At 55.8% G+C, this 24,781-nt stretch carries 24 protein-coding genes and 2 pseudogenes; 7 read left to right on the top strand and 19 right to left on the bottom strand.

Going from position 1 to position 24,781, the window contains the following annotated elements:
* Positions 1–175 precede the first annotated feature (175 nt).
* The 6 genes from NAC44_RS20370 to NAC44_RS20345 all read right to left on the bottom strand — a co-directional run bounded on the left by NAC44_RS20370 (position 176) and on the right by NAC44_RS20345 (position 6,127).
* Positions 176–391 (bottom strand): hypothetical protein, encoded by a 216-nt coding sequence (locus NAC44_RS20370; protein ID WP_250943426.1) that lies wholly within the window; start codon positions 389–391, stop codon positions 176–178.
* Positions 391–1,140: a COG4280 domain-containing protein gene (locus tag NAC44_RS20365; protein WP_250943424.1), complete on the bottom strand. Its 750-nt coding sequence runs from the start codon at positions 1,138–1,140 to the stop codon at positions 391–393. Before NAC44_RS20365 ends, NAC44_RS20370 begins: the two co-directional genes overlap by 1 nt.
* Before the next feature lie 35 nt (positions 1,141–1,175).
* Positions 1,176–2,228, bottom strand: coding sequence for an ABC transporter ATP-binding protein (locus tag NAC44_RS20360; RefSeq protein WP_250943421.1), 1,053 nt, complete (start codon positions 2,226–2,228; stop codon positions 1,176–1,178).
* Positions 2,225–3,937 (bottom strand): ABC transporter permease, encoded by a 1,713-nt coding sequence (locus NAC44_RS20355; RefSeq protein WP_250943419.1) that lies wholly within the window; start codon positions 3,935–3,937, stop codon positions 2,225–2,227. The genes NAC44_RS20360 and NAC44_RS20355 overlap by 4 nt, the downstream gene beginning before the upstream one ends.
* Before the next feature lie 190 nt (positions 3,938–4,127).
* Positions 4,128–5,093 carry an ABC transporter substrate-binding protein gene (locus NAC44_RS20350; RefSeq protein WP_250943417.1) on the bottom strand — a complete coding sequence of 322 codons (966 nt, stop codon included), beginning with the start codon at positions 5,091–5,093 and terminating at the stop codon, positions 4,128–4,130.
* A 122-nt stretch (positions 5,094–5,215) separates the two neighbouring features.
* Positions 5,216–6,127 carry a MurR/RpiR family transcriptional regulator gene (locus tag NAC44_RS20345; RefSeq protein ID WP_250943415.1) on the bottom strand — a complete coding sequence of 304 codons (912 nt, stop codon included), beginning with the start codon at positions 6,125–6,127 and terminating at the stop codon, positions 5,216–5,218.
* Positions 6,128–6,393: 266 nt separating this feature from the next.
* Between NAC44_RS20345 and NAC44_RS20340 the strand changes: the two are divergent.
* A pseudogene (locus NAC44_RS20340) lies at positions 6,394–6,735 on the top strand (IS21 family transposase); the annotation flags it as partial.
* 72 nt (positions 6,736–6,807) lie between these two features.
* Here the strand turns inward: NAC44_RS20340 and NAC44_RS20335 are convergent.
* The 10 genes from NAC44_RS20335 to NAC44_RS20290 all read right to left on the bottom strand — a co-directional run bounded on the left by NAC44_RS20335 (position 6,808) and on the right by NAC44_RS20290 (position 16,485).
* Positions 6,808–9,519 carry an ABC transporter permease gene (locus NAC44_RS20335; protein ID WP_250943412.1) on the bottom strand — a complete coding sequence of 904 codons (2,712 nt, stop codon included), beginning with the start codon at positions 9,517–9,519 and terminating at the stop codon, positions 6,808–6,810.
* Entirely contained in the window at positions 9,459–10,106 is a 648-nt protein-coding gene (locus NAC44_RS20330) for an ABC transporter ATP-binding protein (RefSeq protein ID WP_420840003.1), read from the bottom strand. Before NAC44_RS20330 ends, NAC44_RS20335 begins: the two co-directional genes overlap by 61 nt.
* A gap of 28 nt (positions 10,107–10,134) precedes the next feature.
* Positions 10,135–10,797, bottom strand: coding sequence for an ABC transporter ATP-binding protein (locus NAC44_RS20325; RefSeq protein ID WP_250943407.1), 663 nt, complete (start codon positions 10,795–10,797; stop codon positions 10,135–10,137).
* A 1-nt stretch (position 10,798) separates the two neighbouring features.
* On the bottom strand, positions 10,799–11,398 hold the full coding sequence (locus NAC44_RS20320) for a hypothetical protein (protein ID WP_250943405.1): 600 nt from the start codon (positions 11,396–11,398) through the stop codon (positions 10,799–10,801).
* A gap of 96 nt (positions 11,399–11,494) precedes the next feature.
* Positions 11,495–12,301 (bottom strand): COG4705 family protein, encoded by an 807-nt coding sequence (locus tag NAC44_RS20315; protein WP_250943402.1) that lies wholly within the window; start codon positions 12,299–12,301, stop codon positions 11,495–11,497.
* Positions 12,302–12,391: 90 nt separating this feature from the next.
* On the bottom strand, positions 12,392–13,066 hold the full coding sequence (locus NAC44_RS20310) for a class I SAM-dependent methyltransferase (RefSeq protein WP_250943400.1): 675 nt from the start codon (positions 13,064–13,066) through the stop codon (positions 12,392–12,394).
* Between the two features lie 314 nt (positions 13,067–13,380).
* Positions 13,381–13,635, bottom strand: a complete 255-nt coding sequence (locus NAC44_RS20305) for a DUF1344 domain-containing protein (protein ID WP_250943399.1) — start codon at positions 13,633–13,635, stop codon at positions 13,381–13,383.
* A 231-nt stretch (positions 13,636–13,866) separates the two neighbouring features.
* Positions 13,867–14,430 carry a dual specificity protein phosphatase family protein gene (locus NAC44_RS20300; protein WP_250943397.1) on the bottom strand — a complete coding sequence of 188 codons (564 nt, stop codon included), beginning with the start codon at positions 14,428–14,430 and terminating at the stop codon, positions 13,867–13,869.
* Positions 14,431–14,444: 14 nt separating this feature from the next.
* On the bottom strand, positions 14,445–15,815 hold the full coding sequence (locus tag NAC44_RS20295) for a sensor histidine kinase (protein WP_250943396.1): 1,371 nt from the start codon (positions 15,813–15,815) through the stop codon (positions 14,445–14,447).
* The gene (locus tag NAC44_RS20290) at positions 15,802–16,485 is read right to left on the bottom strand and encodes a winged helix-turn-helix domain-containing protein (RefSeq protein ID WP_250943394.1); all 684 of its coding nucleotides are present in this window, start codon (positions 16,483–16,485) and stop codon (positions 15,802–15,804) included. The genes NAC44_RS20295 and NAC44_RS20290 overlap by 14 nt, the downstream gene beginning before the upstream one ends.
* A gap of 332 nt (positions 16,486–16,817) precedes the next feature.
* Here NAC44_RS20290 and NAC44_RS20285 point away from each other — a divergent pair, with 332 nt between their 5' ends.
* From NAC44_RS20285 to NAC44_RS20265, 5 genes are all read left to right on the top strand, one after another.
* A complete protein-coding gene (locus tag NAC44_RS20285) occupies positions 16,818–17,462 on the top strand; it encodes a hypothetical protein (RefSeq protein WP_250943392.1) in 645 nt (214 codons plus the stop codon).
* Positions 17,463–17,499: 37 nt separating this feature from the next.
* Positions 17,500–18,267 carry a COG4705 family protein gene (locus tag NAC44_RS20280; RefSeq protein ID WP_420840000.1) on the top strand — a complete coding sequence of 256 codons (768 nt, stop codon included), beginning with the start codon at positions 17,500–17,502 and terminating at the stop codon, positions 18,265–18,267.
* An 81-nt stretch (positions 18,268–18,348) separates the two neighbouring features.
* On the top strand, positions 18,349–18,900 hold the full coding sequence (locus tag NAC44_RS20275) for a phosphatase PAP2 family protein (RefSeq protein WP_250943389.1): 552 nt from the start codon (positions 18,349–18,351) through the stop codon (positions 18,898–18,900).
* A 14-nt stretch (positions 18,901–18,914) separates the two neighbouring features.
* Entirely contained in the window at positions 18,915–19,211 is a 297-nt protein-coding gene (locus NAC44_RS20270; RefSeq protein ID WP_250943388.1) for a hypothetical protein, read from the top strand.
* Positions 19,212–19,324: 113 nt separating this feature from the next.
* On the top strand, positions 19,325–21,481 hold the full coding sequence (locus NAC44_RS20265; protein WP_250943387.1) for a bifunctional DedA family/phosphatase PAP2 family protein: 2,157 nt from the start codon (positions 19,325–19,327) through the stop codon (positions 21,479–21,481).
* Positions 21,482–21,519: 38 nt separating this feature from the next.
* On the opposite strand, the gene NAC44_RS20260 is transcribed toward NAC44_RS20265, so the two are convergent.
* Together NAC44_RS20260 and NAC44_RS20255 are read right to left on the bottom strand one after the other, a co-directional pair.
* On the bottom strand, positions 21,520–22,107 hold the full coding sequence (locus tag NAC44_RS20260; protein ID WP_250943386.1) for a cation efflux transmembrane domain-containing protein: 588 nt from the start codon (positions 22,105–22,107) through the stop codon (positions 21,520–21,522).
* A 16-nt stretch (positions 22,108–22,123) separates the two neighbouring features.
* Positions 22,124–22,399, bottom strand: coding sequence for a metal/formaldehyde-sensitive transcriptional repressor (locus tag NAC44_RS20255; RefSeq protein WP_250943385.1), 276 nt, complete (start codon positions 22,397–22,399; stop codon positions 22,124–22,126).
* Between the two features lie 128 nt (positions 22,400–22,527).
* Here NAC44_RS20255 and NAC44_RS20250 point away from each other — a divergent pair, with 128 nt between their 5' ends.
* The gene (locus NAC44_RS20250) at positions 22,528–23,685 is read left to right on the top strand and encodes a nickel/cobalt efflux transporter (protein ID WP_250943384.1); all 1,158 of its coding nucleotides are present in this window, start codon (positions 22,528–22,530) and stop codon (positions 23,683–23,685) included.
* Between the two features lie 10 nt (positions 23,686–23,695).
* On the opposite strand, the pseudogene NAC44_RS20245 reads toward NAC44_RS20250, so the two are convergent.
* Positions 23,696–24,569: pseudogene (locus NAC44_RS20245) on the bottom strand (IS5 family transposase).
* Positions 24,570–24,781 lie beyond the last annotated feature (212 nt).

The following is a 24,781-nucleotide window of genomic DNA, read 5'->3' as shown; positions in this document are numbered from 1 at the left end:
CCCGCAATTACGACGCCCACAGTTCAAGCGTTGCTTCAATTGATAGTCCCGCCATCCATGACCTCCGAATCATGGCGACACATCGATCCAGAAGTCTGAAAAATGTGCAACTGTAATGTTAGCCGGAAACCAAAATCGATCCTGTTGAATGAGTTCTTATCAGTCATCTTTGGTATTACGGCTTTTTCTTTCGCGAGGCGCGTAAAACGCTTTCAGCGAGAATGGCAATCACACCGAAAAACAGCAATGCCCCGCCGGTCCATGTCGGCGCTTGCATCACCGTTGTGAGCGCTGTTGCAATGGCGATAAGAATGAGGGTGAGCGCAGCCAGCATACCATCATCGACAAATAGGCTGAAAAGCTCTGCAAAAACAGCATGGATCGCTTTCATCATGCAACTCCTTGAAAGTTTTTGTTTCGGGTGCGCAGAGTCCGCACGGTGATCAGCGAGAAAAGCGCGAGAATGACAAAAAAGCCGAACAGCATCAGATCGGCCCCCGGCCAATCCACGCCTAGCCCTTCCCCGGTCCAGAAAATGCCGAAGCTGGTCAGCATGAGGCCAACGATAAATTTCAGTGTGTTTTCCGGCACCTTGGCTAGCGGTTTATAGACCATCAGGCCCACGGCCAGCACCACAATTAAAGCAGCCAGCGCCCCATAAGCGGCGTAAAGCGTAGCCTGATGAGCAGCCCCAACGGCGATGACGATGAAGATGACTTCTACCCCTTCGAGAAGCACGGCCTTGAAGGCAGCAAGACCTCCAAGATAGGCGGCGCGCACATCGGCCCTCTGTTGTGACAGAAGTTCCGTCTCCTTGGCAAATGCTTTTTCCTCGTCATGCAGGGCAATATAGCCAGAGGCGCGTAAAATCGCCTTGCGCAGCCAGCGCATGCCAAACAGCATCAGCAGGACACCCACCACATATTGCAGGCTGTGTAGCGGAACCATCGTCAGCAGCGGACCGAAAACAATGACAATCATAGCAAGGGCAATAAACGCTGTAGCCGAGCCGATAAAAGCGGAGCGCCAGCTCTGGGTGATCCCGACGGCCAGCACAATGGTAAAGGCTTCCACCACCTCGACCAGCGAGGCGAGAAAGGAAGCCGTAACCGTCGTGCCCATGGCAGTAAAATGTTCCATAACGTATCCTTTTGTTTTTTGTTATAATATCCCGATCATTCCTGCGGCGGGGGCAGCAGGAGCAAGCGATCCGGCGGCAGCGAGATTGGCAATTCGGTTCCAGGCATCGGGCCTTCCGGCCAATCGATGCGAATGCGGTGCTGACCAAGCTTCAGCTCCAGCCGCCAGCAGCGCCCCTGATAGGCGCGGGTCAGAACGGTGGCATTCAGCTGGTTTTGCGGATGGACGTCCGCTGGTTTTATATCTTCCGGGCGCACCACTAGCACAGCCTTGCCGCAAACCCGGCCTTTCGCAGTCAAGGCAGGACCTTCGGTGCCCTCTATACGAAAATATCCCTCTAACGCTTCGCCCGGAACCAGTGAGAACCCGCCGATAAAGGCGGCAACCCAGGCATTGGCCGGGGCTTCATAAATCCGTTCAGGTGTATCGAGCTGGGCAATTTCGCCCTTGCGCATCACCGCGATGCGATCCGACACCGCCATGGCCTCGGACTGATCATGGGTGACGTAAATCACAGTTGCGCCTTCGTGACGAACAAGCTGCATCATTTCGCTGCGCAGATCTTCACGCAAGGCTGCATCAAGATTGGAAAGTGGCTCGTCAAACAGCATCAGTGCCGGGCGCTGCGCCATCAGGCGGGCTATGGCAACCCGCTGTTGCTGCCCTCCGGAAAGTTCTCCGGGATAACGGTTGCCAAAAGCCAAAAGCCGGGTGACCTCCAGAGCATGATCGATACGCAGGGTAATCTCTTTGGCGGGCAGTCGGGCCGCCTTTAGCCCGAAAGCCAGATTGTCGGTAACGGTCATATGTGGCCAGAGTGCATAATCCTGAAACACCATTCCAATGCGGCGTTGTTCTGCGGGCACTTTTAGCCTGCGGCTCCAGATCACCCGATCATTCAGGCTGATTTCTCCATCGTCTGGGTCTTGCAGCCCGGCAATGGCCCGCAACAGCGTGGTTTTGCCAGAACCGGACGCACCCAGTAGCGACACCACCTCACCCGGCTGTACGGTGAGATCAAGCGCATTCAGCACTTTTAGACCGCCGAGCGATTTGCTGATCTGACGGCATTGCAATGTGGCAGTCATGATTTCACTCCGGGAAGAGATGCGCCATTTGGAGCGAAACTGCGGGAAATGAACCACATAGCTCCGGCAAGAACCCCCGCAATCAGTATGGTCAAAAGAGATAGTGCAGATCCCAAACCATCCTGATCATGGTCAAACAAGCCAACTGCCAGAGGGGGCATAGGCGGCCCGGTTTGCGGCACCAGAAGCTGGGACATCGGCAGCTCGAACACGGTGCGAATGAAGGTGAAGATAAAGGCGGTGGCTATAGACAGGAAAACCAGCGGAAAGGTAATGCCGAAAAGCCGTTGCCAGCGATTGGCGCCAGCGAGGCGGGCAGCATCGCCAAGTCCCGGCGAAAGCTGACCAATGGCCGCCAGTATCAGCACGAGACAGTAGGGCAGCGCCGCAGCGACATAGCCGGTGATCAACAGTGAGGCATCACCATAATGGGGAAAAGGCCAGTCACGGAATACAGGCAGGCGGTTCCATAGGAGGATATAACCAAAGGCCAGCACGATGCCCGGCACAGCAACCGCTCCGAGCGATATGGTCAGCACCAGCGGGCGCAGCACGTTACGCGACCGGTCAACTGCTACGGCCAGAAACAGCGCCGCAAGGCTGGCGATCCCCGCCGTGATGCTCGCATAAACAAGGCTCCTCATAAGCGCCATATCGGTCTGGCTAGTTGGGGTGAGTACGGCTTTCAGATGGGCAAGCGTAAAGTTGGCAGGGCTTAACCCACCGGCAAGGGTTGCGGTCAGAGCCCGCAAGACAATTGCCACTAGAGGCAAGACGGCAGAGAAAAACAGGATGAGCACTGTGATGGCAAAAGCCAGCCAGCGCCAGCGCCCCTGATAGAGGCGGGCCGGGCGAGAGCGGCCGGAAATCAGTTTCGGATCCTGCCTGCGGCGCAAAAGCCGGTCAGCCAGCACCGCCATCATGACCAGGGCCAGGAGCATCAAGGCCAATGTTCCCGCCAGAGGAAAATCCACAGGATAATCGCTGGCGGCGGTGTAAATGCCATAGGTCAACAGCTCAAACCGGGCAGAGCGGGCTATGGTTGTCGCCATGCCAAAATCGGACAGCATCTCGGCAAAGCTGGCGATCAGGCTCAGCGCAATGGCTGGCAAAAGCAGCGGCAGGTTGATCCGCGTCCAGATACGCCAGCCACTGGCACCGGCCATGCGTGCAGCATCCTGATATTCCCCGCCCAGGCCGCGCAAAGCCCCGCCGATGATAAAGGCCGGCAGCGGAAACAGGCCAAGCGCCTGCACGACAATGAGACCCGGCAGGCTAAAAAAGGCGTTTGCCCCCTCGTGTGTTACCAAACCAAGCTGGATGAGATAGCCTTCTGGCGACAACAAAAGCACCCAGGCCAGCCCCTTGAGATAAGACGGCGTCATAAACACAACCCACGGAACGATCGCAAGAAAACGCCGCTGCGGCACGGCAATGCGCTGTAATAAAACAGCAAATATGCCCCCCAGCATCGTTGCCGATAGCGCACCTGCCGCCGACAGTTCCAGAGAATGCAGCAGGGTCATCACCACCCGGCTACGACTGAAAGCACGCGTAAAAGGCTCAAGCGAAAAAGAAAAATCTGCCACCGGCAACTGGAAAATGCCGGGCATGACAGCCTGCCCCAGTACCAAAAGCAGCGGCAACAAAATGAGCAGGCAAAACATCAGATAGAGCATCAGCGCCAGCGGGTCGAACCATGATATCAAACGACCTGCAGTCAGAAGCCTATCGCTTCTCCTGATTTTATACCCAAGCCTGGGTTTCAACTTTGTCGCCTGCTGTTGTATTGTCATGACGAACTCGTTTTGCCAAAGGCGGTGACATGATGCTTGGTCATGGGATGAATGACGGCTACCGTCGGCTCGGTGCGAACCGACGGCACTGCCTGTTTGTGGCTTACTGGCCGAAATTATCCTTGTACCACTGCTTCCATTCGATCTCGTGGGCAGAGGCCGCCTTGTCATTCAGCACGATCCACTTGATCTGGGGACGCTCGGCCTTGGCTTTCACACCGTCGATGATCGGCATAAAGTAAAAATCGGTGTCATCGCCCTTCTGCATCGCTGTTTGACCTTCATTGCTTTCGACATAGGCGATGAAGGTTTTTGCCGCGTCCACATGTTTGGTCTTGGCGGAAATACCCAAACCCTGTGGTAGCACGACGGATCCTTCCGAGGGGTAGATGGCGATCACCGGCTCACCTTTGGCCTGCTGGGCCAGAATGCCGGAATCCTGATTGATGCCGATCTTTGCGTTACCAGAGAGGATCGCCTTGTTGATCTTGCCACCGGACGTCAGGCCCGAAATGGCCTTGTTGGTGAGGGTTTTGGTCAGAAGTACCTTGCCCTCTTCCACCCCGTTGGTCTGAAAAAGACCTGCCAGCCACTGATAGGCTGGGCCGGAAAAATTCGGGTCTTTTGCGGCAACGAAACCGGCATACTTGACCAGTTCGGCCCAAGATTTCGGTGCATCCGCTTTTGAGACTTTACTGGTGTTCACCTCGATGGCCGTGGTGGACGCGCCTGTGGGAATGAAGGCGTGGCTGGCCGGGATCAGGGTTTTGCCGAAAGCGGTGAAATTGACCTTGCCATAAACATCGGCGGGAATTGGTTGCAAAACATGGTGCTCAGCCATGCGCTCCAGCACAGCGGAACCATCGACCCAAACAATATCGAATTGTGGATTGTCGCCTTCCGCGGCAATTTTGCCAAGGGTTTCCCCGGTACTGCCTGGCTCGACCAGATCCACCTTGAGACCGGTTTTTGCTTCGAATGCCTTGACGGCGGTTCCAGCCTGATCGAGAGCGTCGTAAATCACCAGATCGGCAGCCATGGCCTGACCAAAAAGCATGGTGGTTGCCATTACGCTCGCAACTGCAAAAGTCCTGAACGTCATTCTCCTGTCTCCCTTTGGGCATGAGGTGAGGAACAGCCGCCCGGGAATAGCCGAACGTCTGGGGATATGTAACTTTGAAGAAGATATTGTTATCGTTTTACTTTTTTGACGCCGCGTTTCAACCAGTCGCGGTCGATCGCGCCCCGAATTTCACTAAAGCTTTCCAGGCGTTCAAACGCTTCGTCCCGGCAGCGTCCGGCCAACGCCAGGATCATGGCCTCGAGAACGACCATGGTGGCGCCATGCATCGCCAGATGATCCGCGCGTCCACGCGGTACCGGCACCACCTCTGCCACCTGATCACCCACCAAAATGCCGAGGCTGTCGCTAACGAGCACGACGGGCACGGACAATTCCGCCGCCCGCTCAAGTACCACAGTTACCTCTCGGTAAAGCGGTGCATAAGCCATCATCAGCACGCCATCACCCGGCTCCATCCACAGCATCTGATCGGCAAGGCCGATACCAGTTTCTGTCAAAGGCAGGGTCGGCAAACCAATGCGGTTGAATTGAAGGGCTGCATAAGAGGCCATCAAACCGGATGGACCGATGCCAAACACCATACGCCGCCTGACGCCAGCCAGCAAATCGATAGCATGCGCAAAACGAGTCGCGGTTTCGTCCTCCTTCAGGCTGAGCAGGGCTTCCTCATGCAAACTGATGACATGATGGAGAGCCTTCGCTGCATCTTCGCCGCATTGATCAAGGCTTCGTTTCAAACGCCGTCCGGGAGAGGGAAGGCCAGTCAATTCAGTCAGCAGCGATTGTCGCAAGGATGCTAGGCCTGAAAAGCCAAGCGCCTGCGCCGTGCGCACCACCGTTGCATCACTGCTACCCGCCTCGCTGGCAATTTGAGCCGCAGAGCCTAGAAGCACGGTTTCCTTGCGCTCAATAAAAAAACGGGCCACACGCTGCTCGACTGGTGAAAGCTTTCCCAGTGTTTTCTGAACCTTCTGCTCGAGCGTGTCAGCGCCGCCCGGATTCCCAGCTTTTGACGCCATGAAAACATTGCTCCATTCAGTTCGGTAGCATTTGCTACGAAAATATAACTAAGATAATTTCATTACGTGCTGATGACACCTGAAGATAAAATATCGATCAAATCTGACAATTGGGGGTCGTTTGCGGGAGGGGCAGGAATCCGCCCCCTTGTTCCGAGATGATGCCGCCCCTTTGAACCGGGTGTGGCGTGGGTGTTCTGCCGGTGTGAAGTTCCTTCCGTCTATGATGATGGGGAAGGAACGGGATGCCTGCGGAGAGACTGGAGATGCGGCGTGCCGGCGAGATACTGAGATATCGGGCCGAGCAAGGACTGGGCCATAAATCGATTGCGGTTCGGGTCGGGCCAGCGCCGTCGACGCTGCGGCGGGCCACGGCTGCTGGGCTTTCGTAGCTCTTGGAAGACGACGTGAACGATGCCGTTTTGGAAGCGGCGGTCTACAAGGCGCCCGGGACGAAGACGGGCCATCGCCGGGCCCACGAGCCGGATTGGACCGAGGTGCATCGCGAGCTCAAGCGCAAGCACGTGACGCTGCAAATTCTCTGGGACGAATATATCGGCCGTTATCCGGATGGCTATCGCTACAGCCGATATTGTGACCTTAACCGAGGCTGACTGCCTCCAAAAGACAGTCATGAATCACATAACAAGCCGTTTGGAAATCCTAAGAGTCCACACTTCCTAAAGGTTACGAAGGCCTAGCGCGGTGTTTTGGTAAGACGTCCGAATGGCTATCGCCACGGCTGCAAAAATTGAGATCAGCACAGTTATCAATGCCGCCAAGACGTAGGTCCAAGGTATCGATAGCGTTTCCGGAGGTGGATCGAAAACGCCGGTCAACAACTTCACGAGCATCCACGAAATTGACAAGCCTGACGCGAGCCCGAACAAAAGGCCGCCTAAAGAAATCAAGGCACCTTCCGCCCACAGGAACCCGGCGATCTGTTTCGGCGTTGCGCCAATGACCTTGAGAATAACGAAACTTCTGTTGCGATCTGCGAAGCCGAGGACCAGCATCAATCCTGCAGCCGATGCGGCCATTGCAATGGCAAAAGAGAGTTCAATCGTTGTCAGCAAGGACATGTCCACCGCCGTCAGACTCGAGCCAATGATGTGTGAAACGCTGCCGATATCCTTGACCTGAAGGGCAGGGGCATCGGTCAATGCAGATCGCACATCGCTCGCCACCTTGGCAGCATCGCCGCTTGTGCGGATCAGAGCGTATTCCGAAGCCGCCGCTCCCGTCATCCTGGCGATATAGCTTGCGTTGGCGACCAGGAACGAGTCCTTCGGTGCGGTAGGAAATTCGCGCGCGACCCCGATAAACTTGAACGGAACAGCGCGATATTGATGATCCGAGGCGTTCATGAGTCTCAGATTGATCGTATCGCCTTGCTTGAGTTGGAAGTCGTTCACCGTCTCTTCCGAAACCAGAACACCATCAGGAGTCTTGGCGAGCCTGTTCAATATTTCGGCCGCGCTGCCGCCGCTGAAGTAGGCATTCGACATGCGTGTGGCTTTGCCAATCGTCGTAGGATCGACGCCGTACATATCCTGCAGGTCGGAGCCGACATAGGCAAACCTGTGCTGCATGGGAATGACCGAAGTGACGCCGGGCAGACCGGACAGCTTGTCGATGTAAGGCGACGCCGGATGTGCACTCGAGCCGAAGATTGTGACGTCAGAGCCGTTGGTCAACTCGGCATCCACTCTCGCCTGCGCATTGTAGGTGGTGTTGAATATTGCCGTCGACGTCGCGAAAGATATAGCAAGAGCCGTCATCGCAATCCCGGTCGTCAGGCGCCTTGTCTGATTTGAAAGAGAGGAACTGGCGACGTCGGCGAGCCCTCCCGTGAACGGCCATATGAGTGCGCGAAGCAGTCTGCCGTTCGTTCGGATGATCACCCCGGACAATCGAATGGTCAGAAGACCGAGGCCGACCCAGAAAAGTGCAGGCGCAAGGAACGCCTTGTAGTCCACAGACGTGGCCGGCACTCCTTCTGGAGCCAGTACGATTTGATAGCCGGAGCTTGCAAGCTGCCAAAACGCCAGACCGGACAGGCCAAGAAGGATGTAGTCGACGCCATAGCGCTGCCACCACGAAACATCGTCCCGATTGATCTGGCGCTTGGTCATGGAAACCGTTTTGGCATTTGTCGCGCGCCAGACGGGCAAGACAATCGCCATCAACGAAAGAAGAAGTCCCATGACCGCAACCGCTGTCCAGATCCAGAAGGAGGCGCTGCCTGAAGTCGATGCCCCCGATAGCGTTCCCATCAGGAGTTCCGTGGCGGAGACGCCCAATGCTGTGCCGATCAAGGCGACGGCGACAGCTTCCGTCACAACCAAACTCATGATCTTGCCAATCGGTGCGCCGCGAGCACGAAGCAAAGCCAATTCGGAACTTCGTTGCCCCGATGCGGTCCCCGCGATACTCAATGTCAACATGATCGCAAGGCCCAGTCCCGGAATGCCAAGGAAAAGGAAGAGGACAGTCGCGTAAAGTGAATCGCCTCTGACCGCTTCAAGTCGCGATCCGATATTGTCCGCAACCAGGGCTTGGCCGGCGACTTTAGCTTCCAGGTTCCTGGCTGACTGCGAAACACTGAGATATGCCGCCGTTGGACTTGACGGCAATTGTTCGTGCGCGAGGCGCACATGGAACTGAATGCGTGCCGAATCCGGGCGGACCGTCGTCTGTTGATCGAAAATACGGTGCCATTCGGCGGGCGGAAGGACGAGCACGTTGTCCGGCGGAGCCTGCGGTGATGCTTGCGGGGGCAGGCCGACACCTTGAAAAAGGGAATCTGCATCAGGCAGATCCACGACGCCGGAAACCTGTACCTGAACCGAAGGCAGGCCGATCCTCTTTACAGTGATAAAATCGCCGGGACCAGCATGCAAATTTGCCGCCGTCTGTTGGGCCAACAACGCTCCAGTCGCTGATCCCACCAAAGAGCGCACTTCCTTCGGGAAGATTTTGTCGTAGCCGGAGGCGAAAGAAATCACCTTTCCGGGACCGGTGGTCTGAACAGTTCCGCCTGTTGTCGCTTCGAACCCGTCAATCTTGGCGAAATCTGCCTCGGAAACGTCCTTTACCACGGAGGATGAATGGAGCGCTTTCAGAATGTCTTCCTTGTTCGCCGACGGCACCAGTTCGATCTGCCAATCGATTGGAACTGAGTTAATGGCGCGCGCCGTCATGGTCGCCGAGCTGCCGACAAGAAAGCTGGAAAGAGCGCCGAGAAGGCCAACGGTCACGGCGATGCCGAGCGCCGCTCCTGCCAAACGCGTCGCGCGCTGTTTGAAGAGTCCCGATATCCAAAGCCTGATCATTTCGGTTCCATTTCCAATTTTTGTGGCGTCGCCAAACGGCCATGTTCGATTGACCATCGCGTTTCCATGAAGCCTGCAACCAACTTGTCGTGTGTTGCCACAACGAGCGCCATATGGCTTTCGTTGGCAAATTCGAGAACGCGGCCAAGGAAATCGTGTGCGGTTGCGCTGTCCAATTGCCCGGTCGGTTCATCAGCCAGGACGAGCTTCGGCTTCACGACCAACGCCCGCGCCATGGCCACTCTTTGGGCCTGTCCGCCAGAAAGCTCCTCAGGCAGTTTCCCGGCGAGTCCTTCGAGTTGCATACGCTCTAGGATCGCGGATGCGGCGTCCGCGTTTCCCACAGTGTTTCCCATCAACTTCAACGGAAGCATGACGTTTTCGTGCACGTTCAGCGCCGGAAAGAGGCTTTGCGCCTGAAAGACATAGGTAACCTTTGCTGGCTGTAGAGATGCCTGGTCGCCAAGCGCCGGCCAGGTTACTGTCCCTTCGGTCGGGGCAATCAATCCACCCAGAATGTTGAGGAGTGTCGACTTGCCACTTCCCGATGGCCCGGACAGCACAATGCGATCGGCTTTCGCGATGTCGCAGTTGACATCGCTGAGAACGCGGACCTTTTCGCCGTCCGGCTGAATAAACTCCATTCCGGCGTTTCGGACCCGAACGAGAAGCTCATGCATCGCCGATCCTCCCGTCCCGAAGGTAAATGATCCGATCCGCGCGATCCGCAAGTGCCGTGCTGTGGGTCGAAAGCAATGTTGCCTGACCGGCTTTCCTGCGCTGGTCGAAAAGCTCGAAAAGAAGCTGCTCCGTTTCTGCATTCACTTCGGCTGTCGGCTCGTCCGCGATCAGGACGGGTGGGGCAGCCGCAATCACGGTCGCGAGGCCCGCGCGGGCGGTCTCGCCGCCGGACAGACTGGCAGGATAGGATTTGGCACGATGTGAAATTCCAACGGCCTCAAGCAGCAAAGACACGCGTTCGGTGTCTATCCTGCCCGCGACCTGCATTTGAAACCCTATATTTTCTTCGACCGTCAGATGTTGGAACAGGTTGGCGCTCTGGAGCATGATCCCGAAATTTAGGGCTCGAAGGCGCGCACGGACTTTTTCGCTACGTCTCGTCAAGCGTTGTTCATTGACGGAAACCCAGCCACCGTCCGGCTCGTCGAGACCTGTCAGGCAGCCAATCAACGTCGATTTTCCGCTTCCTGATGGACCGACAAGGGCGACGGTTTCACCGGCATCCAGTGACAGACTGACGCCACGTAGCGCAGCGGTTTCGTCGTCGCCAATATGGAAGAAACGATAGAGTTCCACAGCATTGAGAACAGCCATGTTACTTCCACCTGAACGAGCGCGACATCAAGTTCCACTGGTCGACATTGTCGGCACCGTAGGGAGCGTAGAGCTGCAAGGAAACTGTTTTGCCGCCTTTGTGGTAGACATAGATTTCATTCTCCAGCCGCACCTGCTTGTTGGTGACCGCATTCGGTTCGGAATTGGAGCTGAAGGAAATCCGGACTGCTTTTCCGGCCGGCAATTGAACCTGTTCGACCTTGCCGAGCTTCAAGGCGCGGGAGCGCTTTTCCAGATCGGGGATGAAGGCCGTTTTCACCGTGTCCAAAGTCGGGACCGCGTTGTCGGCTGTTTCCTTGACTAGAACGCCGTCCAGCTTGTCGACAAAGCTTACACCATTTCCAAGGTCGGATCGCGCCCAGCCCTCCGGTACCTTCAGGCTGTATCCAGACTTGGCACTATAGGTGACGAAGACCTGGCTATCGGGGATATCGCCCGGAGGGTTCTTTTCCGGTGCGACAGCCTTTTCGGCTGCGGAAGCAGGAACCGCGAGCAAAGGCGATACCGAAGCCGCAACGACCGACGTCGCGACCAGGGCATAGGCAAGAGTTCTTTGGATATTCGTTGTCGTACGGGTCATGGGACACTCCTTTTCGTCCTGATGACCCGATTGAACGCCAGAATTCTTACATGCGCCGATCCTGAGCTTTACACTTTGGTAAGCTTGTCCAGAATGTCAGGCGACCGAGGAGCCGCTTGCGAGCGACGGTCGAGGACGGGCGGCAAAGGCCGAGTATCCCACGAAGACACAGATAAGGATCGCTAAAGCCAAACTGACCGGACCTGTGCCCCAGTCGAGGCCTCCGCGCTCGTGCGACACGCCCATCCAATCGGCGAAGGAAGCTCCGAGCGGGCGGGTCACGACATACGCAAACCAAAAGGCGGGAATTTCCGGCATACCAAACTTCCAGAATGCGATTCCGGGAACGGCGATGACAACCGCGAACATCAGTCCGGAAACGAAATATCCAAGTCCGAGACTGCTAGCGGTCATATCACCCGCCGCAGTGCCCAGCGCGAACGTTGTCAGCACCGTTGCCCAATAGAAGAATTCGCGGCGTTTGGTGTAAATGCTGTGGATCGAAAGCGTCTGCTCGTTCCAGAACCAGGCGGCGAAAATAATCAAAAGCGAGACACCGAAGAAGGCGGTCGAAATCCAATAGGGAACGCCGAGGCCGACATGAAGAACATCGGCGGCCATGGTGCCGAAGACCGATACCATGACGACAGTGAGCCAATAAATCCAGACGTTGAAACGAGGCATGAAGAACTGCACCGCTAATGAGATCAGAAAGCAAGCACCACCAATGGCGACCGCAATCGGCGGATCGATGCGATGAACAAGGAAGTCGGACGTCGTCTCGCCCATACCGGTCGTCAATATCTTGATGGCCCAGAAAACCGCAGTGACTTCGGGAACCTTTGAAAACCAGGAACGAGAAGCTTCATTCCGGCTGATCGGATCGCCAGAAAATGTGTTCATGAAATCTCTCCAGTTGTTTTTATGTTGTCAATGAGCTGCTGAAAAACCTCGGCGATCTACCCGCTTTTAATTTTAGAACAGATGCGACATTCACCCCTCTTTCGTGATCTTCGCGAGAAGTCCCCTGAAGCGGAACGGAAGCCACATACTTCGAATCTCGATCATGTCCCCACCAAAGTCGCTGGTTTGAAGAGTTCTATGGAGACTTCGCTCGTCGAAAGTATGCCTGGTTTCCCGTCCATCGAACTGCAGCCATGGCATGCGCGATTTGTCCGTTACATATACGGATAGCGTTCCCCCCGGCCGCAAGACGCGCCTGGCTTCCGCCAGGGCTGAGGATATCGGGTCTACAAAATAGAGAACGTTGACAGCAAGAATACCATCCACAGATTCATCCCGGAGAGGTAAGCGCTCGAAAGTCCCTTGCTTCAGCGACATATTGCCCTCGGCTATGGCCGTCTTGTTTTTCGCTCTTGCCAATCGCCGCATGGTTGGAGACCGGTCAACCCCTATAATGGAACCCATCGGTGCCATTTTGGAGAGCCGGGCGAGGCCGAAGCCCGGACCATGTCCTATTTCCAAAAGGTCGGCGGTGGGTTTTATATCCAGCAAGCTAATCGCTCCCCTGTAGGGGAGCCAATTGATCATTCGCATGGCTACCGAAATGGCAACTCCGCCTTGGCCTTCCGGAATAGCGAACTGCCTAGCGATATAATCATAGACCGACTGTTTCTTCGTGCTGAATTCTACGTTTTCAAAGGGCATGCGATATCCGTTTCCGTTTATTTCTCCACCTGGACGGAGCGTTCCAGCGGGTGCCTTCCTTTGTCATGCCGATCATTGGGCAAGCCAATCGAACTACCGAAGGTCAAGCGAAGATGCGGCAACGTGAACCACATGGATTTTTTCGAACGGAACGGTATTGAGTGGCCCCGCTGGATGCCGCAACCAGGCAGTCAGTTGCCGTCCCTTGCTAGGCCCCGTTGATTACTCACGGCTTTCCGAAACTTTACAAATTTGTAAGGTGCCGAAGTTGGAGGTGCTCCCCGGAAACTTTCGCCGGGGGAGACCGGTGTCGGTTATCTTACAACCTTGACACTCGAGGCGACGTTTTTGCCTTGCTGTTTGGCATAGGCGATGGCCACCTTTGTGCCGGTTTTGAAATTTTCTGCCTCGCTGCCTTCCGCCAGGGTATACATGCTGCCGTCCTGCAAGGTTATGGCATCGTGTTTCGAGTCTACGCTTTTGACGACCCCGTTGATGGTAGCAGCGCTTGCTCCAAACGCCGTTAAGCTCGCGGTGATGACGACCAATGTACTAATATATTTGTTCATTTCTTACTTCCTAAACCCCAGACAATTCAGAGTAGGGAAATATTTAATTTGAATGTTGGCAATTAATTGTCTAAAAATATACAAAGTTGTATATCATTATTATTTATATTTCATCATCTTCGTCCGTTTATTACATAAAATTGCTGATGGCAGAAAATATATTATATAATTTCGGACGACCCTCGATCGCATATTTTTGGTTTTGATCTCTTTCAACTTCAGGCGCTGGTATCAACCTTTGCCGAGATCAGCCTCAATCCGGTCCCATGTCGCGTCCATCGGATAGGCAGCGGACAGGTAGGGAATGCCGATATGGCCATAATAGAATGAAATCTGTCCCTCAGCCTTTTCCAGCGGTGCGCCGGCAATTTCAGCAAGATAAAGGGCTGCCGCGAGACCACTCCGGTCGGCTCCCGACTTGCAATGGATGAGCAACGGCTTCGGAGCCGCCTTCATGAGGGCCACAAGCCTCTTAATATCTGCGTTCTGCAACTCCTGTGACGCAGACATCATGAAGTCGTAATGTTCGATACCGGCTGCGTTGGCCGCACGAATTTCTTCACGGTACCAAGCCTGGTCTGGGTTCGCACCCCGAAGATTAATGATCGACCGTATCCCGACCCACTTCCGATATCGGCCGACATCCGATGCCGAAGGTTGCGCTGACCTGTAGACCTCGCCATTAACGACTGCGTGAAAATTGCCGTCGATTTGGAGAAAGCCCAGATAGGCAAGGGCAACGAGGGCGAACCCGGCAAACGGCAGCAATATTCTCCGCTTCGATTTCCGTGGCATTTTCTATCCAACTTTCAGTTTTGTTCAGCGGGACGCTCCCAAGAAAGCACGAAGCGCGCGCCGGGATGGTTGTCCTCGATCCCGATCGCCATACCGTGCAGATCGGCGATCGCCTTGACCATGCTGAGGCCAAGTCCATGACCGGGAGAGTTACGGCTCTTGTCGAGACGGTAAAGGCGTCGAAACACCTTCTCATGCTCATCTGCCGGAATTCCGGGGCCGTTGTCGGCGACAGTGGCCAGGCAATGGTTACCCGTATGTCGCAACGATAGACGGATTGCCGTTCCAGCAGGGCAGTGGTTCATGGCGTTTTCAACCAGATTGACGAACAGTTGCATCAGCAGTTCCTTGTCGCCTTCGATGAAGCAATCGGGCGAACTGGCGGCATCAAATGAAAGTGTCTGAGCATTGTCCTCGGCGACGTCCCCGAAAATCTCCACCACGGTCCGTAGGAGCTGGTTGAGGTCAACACTTGCAAACCGCGTCTTGCGCGTTCCCGCCTCGATCTGGGAAATTCGCAGCAGGGCCTGAAAGGTCGCGTTGATCTGATCGCTTTCCGCAAGCGCGTCCCGCAACTGCTCTCCGACGGATTCATTGTTTTCCTCTCGCAGCGATGCCTCTTCCAATATGAGCTTCAGCCGATTCAAAGGCGTTTTCAGGTCATGTGCGATGTCGGCGCTTACCTGGCGCATGCTTTCGATGAGGTCCGAGAGCCGGTCGAGCGCCGAATTAATCTGGGTGGCAATCAGGTCGATGTCGTCGCCGGAGCCTGTCAGGCGAACACGCCGTGACATGTTCCCATCCGAGATCTCGGTCATGGTTTCAGCGATGGCATCGATGCGAGTTTGCGCGCGCCGGGCAAGAAACAGTCCCGCAAAGACGGCCAACAATGTTGTAAAGACAGACATCCATGCGAAGTTCGCGAGAATGATCTGCCCCAGGTCCTCGGTGGCTTCCAGACTTTCGCCCACCAGCAGATTGTTACCGTCGATCGTACCAGTTTTGACCCTGAAACGTTCATTCCCCGGCAGACCAAGCCTTTCTCCTGTAATCGTTTGAAGGCCTGTCGCGGGGACGAATTTGGCGATGTCTCCGGCCAGCCGTTTGCCAGCCGCTGAGCCCAGATAGAATATCCTCCGGTCTCCGTTCTTGAGGCGGCTGAATGAATTCATGCTCTGGACCACGTCTTCGATGTCACCCGGCGCATAGCTCGACTGGATGACAGAATAGGTTTCGGTGACCGAATTATCGAGTGTCGAATAGATTTCCGCCCGCAACAGAAGATAGGTAACGAGATAGACCAGCAGTGATGAGGTGACGAACAACAGCCCATAAGCAACAGCCAGCCGGAATGGCGTGCTGCGCTGAAGTCTAGCGAGGTGCATGAATGCTATATCCCGTGCTACGCACCGTGTGCAGAAGCGGCACTTCGAAGGGCTTGTCGACCTTTGTGCGCAATCGACTGATATGGGTTTCGACAACACTGGTCTGGGGATCGAAATGTATGTCCCAGACCTTTTCCAGCAGCATGGTTCGTGTGAGAACACGGCCTTCCGCCCGCATAAGAGTTTCCAGCAGCAAAAACTCGCGTGGCTGAAGCTCTATGGTTTGACCCGCCCGATGGACCTTGCGCTTGACTAGATCGAGTTCGAGATCGGCGATCTTCAGGACGGTGCGCTGCTCCTGCACTGGAGGACGCCGTGCGAGCGCGTTCAACCTGGCGATCAGTTCAGAGAACGCAAACGGCTTGACCAGATAGTCGTCTGCACCGGCCTCCAGGCCCTCCACCCGATCGTCCACGCCGCCCATGGCGGTCAGAAAGAGGACGGGGGTGCGCACCTTTGCGGCTCTGGCGGCTCTGACGATGGAAAGTCCGTCAAGGCCGGGAAGCATTCTATCGACCACCATCACATCATAATTGTCGCGGTCCTGTGTTGCCTGAAACAAGCCATCCCGGCCGTCGTGACAGACGTCGCATACATGCCCTGCCTCGGTGAGCCCCTTCGCAATGAAGGCGGACATCTTCTCGTCGTCCTCGATAACCAGTATGCGCATATCGCTTTATCTCGTCGTAATCGCTGATACCAAGTTTAGCTTGACTTTATTTCCTCAACCTTCCCGGAACTATACGGTTTTGTAAAGAAGTCCCTCTCTATCGGCACAAACACCAATTTTCGACGAAACGGCCTTCACGGCGACTGAACAATGTGGCGGCGCACATTTGTTACAAAACCGTATGTTTCGGGAAAAGTGCTCGTAGTCCCCGCACATTAGAACGGTGTCATCGAGCGTATTTGATCGCAGAAAGCGATGTGACCTGCTTATTTCCCGATGAAACGGCGCAAGCGGCGATGATTGCCCCATGCGCAAAGCCGAAGAGGGCAAAAATGAAACAATTCCTCCTTGCAACTGCGTTGATCGCCGTGCCAGTCGCGCTCTTTTCCACCTATGAGCACTATATGGTGCCGCCTGCTGAGGCTGCCCAGGCTCAAAGCCAAGCCAAGGGCCTTGGTGACCTTGCTGATTTCAAGACGATCACCAAGGATGTCAAGAAGATCGCTGCGACCGGCGACTTCAAGGCGGCGGAAAAGCGCGCATCCGATTTCGAGACAGAATGGGACGACAAGCAGGCGACCCTGAGACCGATGGATACGGAAGCGTGGGGCAATATCGATGCCGCCGCCGATGCGGTCTTCAAATCGCTTCGTAATGGGACGCCGACTGCGGACAAGGTGAACGCTGCCCTTGCCGACCTTCAAATGGCGTTGGACAAGTCCGGCGCTGTCGGCGGCAAGGCAGGAACGCAGTCCTTTGTCGCGGGCATTGCCGTTACCGATGCAATCGGACATCCCGTTCCGTGCGAAGGGCTGATCAATCAGCTCAAGGCCGCCTCGGCCAAGCCCGGCATTTCCTCAGACAAGCAGGCGAAAGCGGCGGACTTTCTGTCGAAGGCGCTGGAGCGCTGCAACGCCGACGACGACCAGCGCGCTGACGCCTTCTCCGCGCAGGGCATTGCACTGCTGACACAATAAGCGCGCAGCGACCCTAACGAATAAAGGACCAATGAACATGGAACCCGCAGTTCTCAATAACCGCGTGCCGCAGGTGACGGCCGATTTCTGGATTATCAAGCTTCTTGCTGTAACCATGGGCGAAACGGCAGCAGACTATCTCAATGTAAATCTGGGTCTCGGGCTGACAACGACCTCCTTCATCATGACGGGTGTGTTGATCGTCGCACTCATCGCTCAGTTCAAACAGAAGCGTTATGTGCCGTGGGCTTATTGGCTTTCTGTCATCCTGATCAGCGTGGTCGGAACGCTCATTACCGACAATCTCGTCGATAATTTCGGTGTGCCTCTCGAGGTCACAACCGCAGTCTTCACCGTCGCACTGATCGGCACCTTTGCCCTTTGGTACTCGTCGGAAGGGACGCTTTCGATCCATTCGATCTATACCAACAAGCGTGAGGCGTTCTACTGGCTAGCGATTCTCTTCACCTTTGCGCTCGGTACCGCCGCCGGGGACCTTGTTTCAGAGCGCTTCGCACTCGGTTACGGCAGTGCAGGCATCCTGTTCGGGATGGCGATTGCGTCACTGAGCTTCGGCTACTTCTTCCTGAAGCTCGATGCGATCCTTGGCTTCTGGCTCGTCTACATCCTGACGCGTCCGTTGGGTGCATCGTTCGGCGACCTTCTGTCTCAGCCGAAGGAATATGGCGGCATGGGTTTCGGCACGATCAATACAAGCATCGGCTTCCTGATCGGGATTGGTTTGATCGTCGCATATATGACGGCAACATATAAACCTGAGACGGTAGTGGCGGAGGCCCGGTGACCCCTGGGGCTCTGCTGGCTGGAGGGCTCCGGAGCGGCGCATTCGCCGCTCCGGGGTTTCGTTCTACAAAGAGAGGTTTGCATGTATCACTACGACCTGATTATCACTAAGGCCATCAACGGTCTTGCCGGGCAAGTTCCGGCACTGGACACATTCTTCATCTATCTCACATCGATCGGTGTGCCGCTGATGGTCGCCGCTGTCGCAGCACAATGGTGGCGACGAGACTACCGCCCGGACGTCAGACACGCTCTCGTCGCATCGGGCCTGACTTTCCTTCTTGGCCTTTCCTTGAACCAGATCATCCTGCTGTTCATCCACCGCATGCGTCCTTATGATGCAGGCCTCACGCACCTTCTTCTTGCGCCAAGTGCAGACTTTTCGTTTCCCTCTGACCATGCGACAGCATCGTTTGCGGTTGTCTTCGCCTTCTTCGCGCATGGGCTCAAACGGTGGGGAACGGCATTTGCCTTCGCCGCAGTGCTGATCTGTTTTTCGCGCATCTACGTCGGAACCCATTATTTCACAGACATTCTGGGTGGTACTCTGACAGCGCTGGTCGCCGCATTGCTAGTTAAGTTTACCTATCAGCCGAACACACGCATCGACCGGCTGATTACCCGTCTATTTTGAGTGAGGCACCCGACATGATTTCGACGAAATTTTCCGTGGTGCTCGTGGCAATCATGCTGGCTTCGGCTCCATCCATCGCCATGGCAAATACGCCGTGCAAAGGTTCCGCGGCAGCGCATTTGACGGCAATCGCTGATCATGTCCAGCAATCGATTATCAAAGGCGACTTCCCTTCGACGGAAAATGCTATTGTCGATGACGCGGTTTTCAATGCCGTAGTTACGCTGCAACGCCCAAGACCAAATCGGGATGCCGCACTGAAAACCGCTGGCTTGCTCCTACAGGCCATGACGCGTCATTGCCGGAACTAACTTCCCTGAACGCAGGCTTCCTGGACTCTATTCGTCTCCCAAAATCGACTGGGATATGCTGCTAAAGATACCGGTGTTTGCATCGCTCGCTACTCTTCGCAATGTTTTGAATTATGCTGACCAACCTGATCGCCCAACTGGTAGAATTTCTTCACGCGCATTCGCACATCGCCTATGGCGTTGTTTTCCTGCTTGCTATGTCTGAATCGCTGCCCGTGATAGGAGCCATTGTTCCCGGAACCGCAGTTATAATTGCGCTGAGTGCATTGGTTCCAAGCGGCATCCTCGTCGTATGGCCGCTTCTCGGCGCGGCAACGCTTGGCGCTATCGCAGGTGACGGGTTCGCGTTTTGGCTCGGTCATCATTATCACGCGAGTATACTTTCTGCCTGGCCGTTTTCACGATACCCTATCGCCATCCGGTATAGTGAGCGATTCTTCGAAAAATACGGGATGCGGAGTATCTTCTTTGCCCGCTTCCTTCCTGGCGTCAGGGCGTTCGTTCCGCTTTTGGCTGGCACTCTTGGCATGAATGTAGGACGCTTCTATGCGGTTAATACTTTTTCCGCGGCGGTTTGGGCTCCCGCACATATTCTTCCTGCTATGCTGCTCGGCGTGACTTTCCATGCCCTCGGCCCAGCTGCGAAGCCGCTTGGCGCGTTGCTTTTCACGCTCGTCGTACTCTCATGGCTGTTTGTCCATGGATTAAGGTTCGCACTAAGCAGGGGACTGCCTCACCTCCAGACAGCCGGTGAAATCATCCAGAACAAGCTGTTGGAGCGATCTGACCGTGCTTCGCGATTTTTCATTCAACTCCTCGATCCTGCGGGCAACGAGTTGCGCGTCATTGTGCTGCTGGTTCTTGTCATGATAGCTGGAGCATGGCTGTTCTTCGGCATTCTGGAAGACGTGTTCACGGGCGATCCGCTGGTCAACGCGGATATCGCCGTCTATCACCTCCTGCAAGGATTCAGGTCCTACCCCAGCGACGCCGTAATGGTCACGATTACCGAGTTCGGCGACACGGTTGTCGTCGTTGCCGTGACCGCCGCATTGTTCGCCTATCTTGTCTGGGCGCGGGCAAAACACACAATTGTCTTTTTCCTTGGTGCTGTCACAGGGGCATCTGCCGTCAACACTGCAATCAAGGTGGCCCTCCATCGGGCAAGACCGGTCGATGGTCTCTACACGGGCTGGAGCGCTTTTTCCTTTCCGAGCGGACACAGCACCGTTAACATGGCTCTTTATGGCGCGTTGGCATTTCTCATAGCTCTGCATGCTAAGGGAAAACTCGCTGTTGCGGCACCGCTTGCCTCCGGCCTTCTTGTGCTCGCGATTGCCTTTTCACGTCTATATCTCGGCGCTCACTGGTTTTCTGACGTCGTAGGGGGAATCGCGTTCGGCTTGGCATGGATTGCATTGCTGGCCGTTTCCTTCATCCTTAAACCCAAAGAAAAACTCAATCCGGCCATTCTGGCATCAATACCAGTCATCATTCTGGGAACATTTGGTGTCTGGCATGTCGTCCACAGCCACACGGCTGATATGACGCGATATGCGGTTCGCGATGAGTTGCCCCAAGTGGAACTCAGCACTTGGTGGAGCTCAGCGAAGAATGCCGCGGGAACAAGAAGGGTGGACCTTACGGGCGATCTCGAGGAACGCTTTTCCCTTGAATGGGCCGGGGCAATTGCACCCCTGAAGGAGTCGCTTCTGAATCTTGGTTGGCAAACGACGCCCACGCTGAGTCCTCGGTCGATCGGTGCCCTTGCTGGTGGCGTATCGCCTGAGTCGTCGGTTCCCACTTTTCCGCTACTTGCGTCGGGACGATTCCCAACGATTGTTCTGGTGCACAGTACGAGTGATGAGCGCAGCCGTATTGTCTTGCGTTTCTGGAAGGAAAGCATCGCGATAAAGGGCCGAAGCGCGATGCCAGTTTGGAAGGCCACATTCACGCGCGAAGAGATTAGTCGGCCGTTGGGCCTATTTTCTCTACCCGTCGAAATCGGGGACGGTGCGGATGTCGGAATTCCCCTTGTCGTCAAGTCTTTAGAGAAACTGGGGGTAGTCTTTTCATTGGGCGATGAAACTGTACGCGCCCATTCTGCAGAGTGGCGGGGAAGGGAACTAGGACGCCTCGATCAAACTGCGGTGCGGGGGTACTCGTTTGCCCCGACGCAAATTTCAGCATTCCGCGGCGCGACGAACCTTCGTCTCACGTTAATGAATAGCCGCTATTTGGAGAGAACTCTGCCAGTGCTAAACTGCTAACGTCGGAAATGGGAGCGCATTCTGGTCGTGGGGAAAGCCTAGACATGGGCCTCGGCGTGCTCTTCGCGCGCCGCTTCCCAGATCTCCTTAGCCGCGTCAAGGTTTATGACCGCAATACCAAATCCAACAATAAGGTCCGGCCATGCGGAATGCCAAAGGAAAGCCGTTACCAACCCCGCCCCTATTATTGCAACGTTGGCATAGGCATCGTTGCGGGCCGACAGGAACGCGGCACGTGTCAACGAGCCCTTGGCGTGGCGGTAATTGGCAAGGAGGAACGCGCAGCTCATGTTGACCACCAATGCCCCCAAGCCGGTGAGGGAAAGTGCGAAGGGGGCAGGAGGTAACGGGTTGAAGAACTTGTGCCACGTCGTCCACAGGAAGGCCACCCCCGGAGCCAACAGGATCAAGGCCATCAGCATGCCGATGCGGGCGCGGCTCTTTGCTGACCATGCCATCGCGAAAAAGATGAGCAGGTTCACGGAGGCGTCTTCGAGAAAATCGGCGCTATCCGCCAGAAGTGATGCGGAACCGATGTTTAGCGCAACCATGAATTCCACGCCAAAATAGGCAAGGTTTGCGGCCGCGACAATCATCACGGCCTTTCGGAGTTTATTGTCGAGCATTTGCGTGGCCTCTGGTCTATTTCAGGTAAGTGCGCAGAACGTCAATCAGTTCGGCGGCTCCTTCGTCGCGTTCTGCCTGCGTCAGATTTTCTGCTGCTAGGTGCATGCGGATGTGGTCTTCGATAACCTCGCCCATCAGGCCGCTGATGGCTCCCCGCATGCCTGCGATGGCGTGCATGACCTCGCCGCAACCTTTTTCTTCCTCCAGCATCCGTTCAAGGCCTTCAGCCTGTCCGCGCAAGCGTCGCACGCGATTTATCAGCTTCTGCTTTTCGTGGACGGTATGGCTCATAGGTCTCTCGCTTGAATGTCCGTGGTTTTCTTAACCCACTACCATAACAAACACAGAAACCGGAAGTTGACGACATATAGGGTAGCCCCCTATACCATTTTATAACGCGCCAGCAGAAAGCTTCTACCATGAACTCGCTCACCGACCTCCTTCAACAAGGCACCGCACATGCGTGGCTGTTCATTCCCACGGCCATTTTGCTCGGAGCCCTGCATGGACTAGAGCCGGGCCATTCCAAAACCATGATGGCGGCCTTTATCATCGCGGTGCGCGGCACGGTCAAACAGGCAATCCTGCTCGGTCTCGCGGCGGCCATTTCCCACACGGCTGTGGTCTGGCTGGTTGCCCTGGGCGGCCAATATCTCGGGCGCGGGATGAATGCGGACACCAGCGAGCCGTATTTCCAGATTGCCTCGGCCGTCATCATAGTAGGGATTGCGTTCTGGATGCTGTGGCGTACTTGGCGCGAGCAACAGCTTGAGGCGGCCCACCATCATGACCACCACCATCACCACGACGATGAAACTCGCCGTATCGACACTGGTCACGGGATAATGACGCTTGAGGTTTTCGAGGACGGAGTTCCTCCGCGCTTCCGCATCCGCTTTGAAAGAGGTCACGGCTGGTTCGCCAAGGATGTGACCTTGGTGACGGAGCGGGCGGATGGCTCGCGACAGGCCTTCACCTTTGCGGAAAAGGGCGGCTATCTGGAAAGCGTGCAGGAAATCCCTGAACCCCACGCCTTCAACGCCCGCGTCAGCCTTGGCCACGGCAATCACACTCATGACTATGACCTCGCGTTCAGCGAGGGCGACCACAGCCACGCCGGACTTGACGTGAACGACGGCGAATACATGGATGCCCACGAGCGCGCCCATGCCAACGATATTGCCCGCCGGTTCCAGAACCAGAGCGTTACCACGTGGCAAATTGTCATGTTCGGCCTGACCGGCGGACTTATTCCGTGCCCTGCGGCCATCACCGTGCTGTTGCTGTGCCTCCAGCTCAAGCAGCTTTCCCTCGGCGCGGTCTTGGTCTTGTGTTTCAGCATCGGCCTTGCGATCACGATGGTGTCGGCAGGTGTTCTGGCCTCGCTGAGCGTGCGGCACGTCCAAAAGCGTTGGTCTGGTTTCAGCAGCTTCGCGCGCCGCGCACCGTACGCTTCTGGCGCGCTCATGCTTCTGATAGCCCTCTACATGGGTTTCGCGGGTATCGAGGGTCTGCAAAAGGACCATTTGCAGGGCGTTGGTGCACGGATCGCTGAAATGGTGGATTTCCGTCTTTGATGGATACGCGCTAAACGGTGGCCTTGTTGACGTGGACGGATTTCGAGCCTGCGCACCAGCATTCGATTGAGGACGGCGCAGCAGATGGCGACCTCTTTACGCTGTGCTGCGAGTGAGCGTGCCCGCAGCTGCCGTCCGATGATTGATTTGTAACGGTTGATCGCTGTCTCTACCAGGGGTCGGTTGCCGTAGCCGGTGGCGATCTGCCACTTCATTCTTTCATATGGGTTTATCGCCGCGATATGACGGTCTTGCTGGCCCCGCGGATGACTGTCCGGCCGCTCCAACGCATTGGCACGTCGCGGAATCACGACCGCCGCATCGCCAATGTTTCTGGTGACCGCGTCGTAAGTTAGCTCGCCGTCGTAAGCGCCATCGGCCGTGAAATGGCCAATCGGGCGATCTCGTCGAGTAGCGACTCCACCTGCGAGGCATCGCCAGCATCCTGACCGTTCATGACATGGGCGATGATGTCGCCGCTATCGGCATCCAGTGCCAAATGCAGCTTGTGCCAACCCTCGCGGGATTTGATACCATACTTGTCCTCCAGTCATTGACCAGTGCGTAGACCTTTAGCCCAGTGCTATCGAAAGGACGTGGAGAGGGCCTTTCCGAGGGATCCGAATCGTGTCGCTTCTTTGGCACTCCTGGCTTACCGGCCCGACGGTTCAGGGTAGAATGGTCGAGGACGAGGAGGTCCAGTCCAATCAGCTTCATCACCGATACGACACAACCTTCCGTCTGACGCAGCCTCAGACCGAACAACAGGCCCGGCGTCAGAGCGGTCTTGATCGCCTATCGGAACAACGTGGCTGGCCACCACGTGTTGTCCGCTTCGGCGCCGACCAGGACGATAGTGCCTCCGGCGTCATCCACAGGGTCAGGCTACCAAGCTGACAAAGGCCAACCTCATATTCCGCCTAGTTCGTGATCTTGAATTTCATCTTGCTGATATGATGACGGTGGCAGGCATTGTGTTTGAAAGGCATGTTCAGTCAGCCGCATTATTTCCACCAGAGCCTATTAAGCCACCGCCTATGAAGGATCCGAGCACCAACGCTCCTCACGTCGACTTAGATACAAGGAACGATGCTAG

The organism is Allorhizobium sonneratiae (genome assembly GCF_023700755.1).
In the GTDB taxonomy this organism is placed as follows: domain Bacteria; phylum Pseudomonadota; class Alphaproteobacteria; order Rhizobiales; family Rhizobiaceae; genus Allorhizobium; species Allorhizobium sonneratiae.
This window is presented reverse-complemented; position numbering and strand designations above follow the sequence as displayed.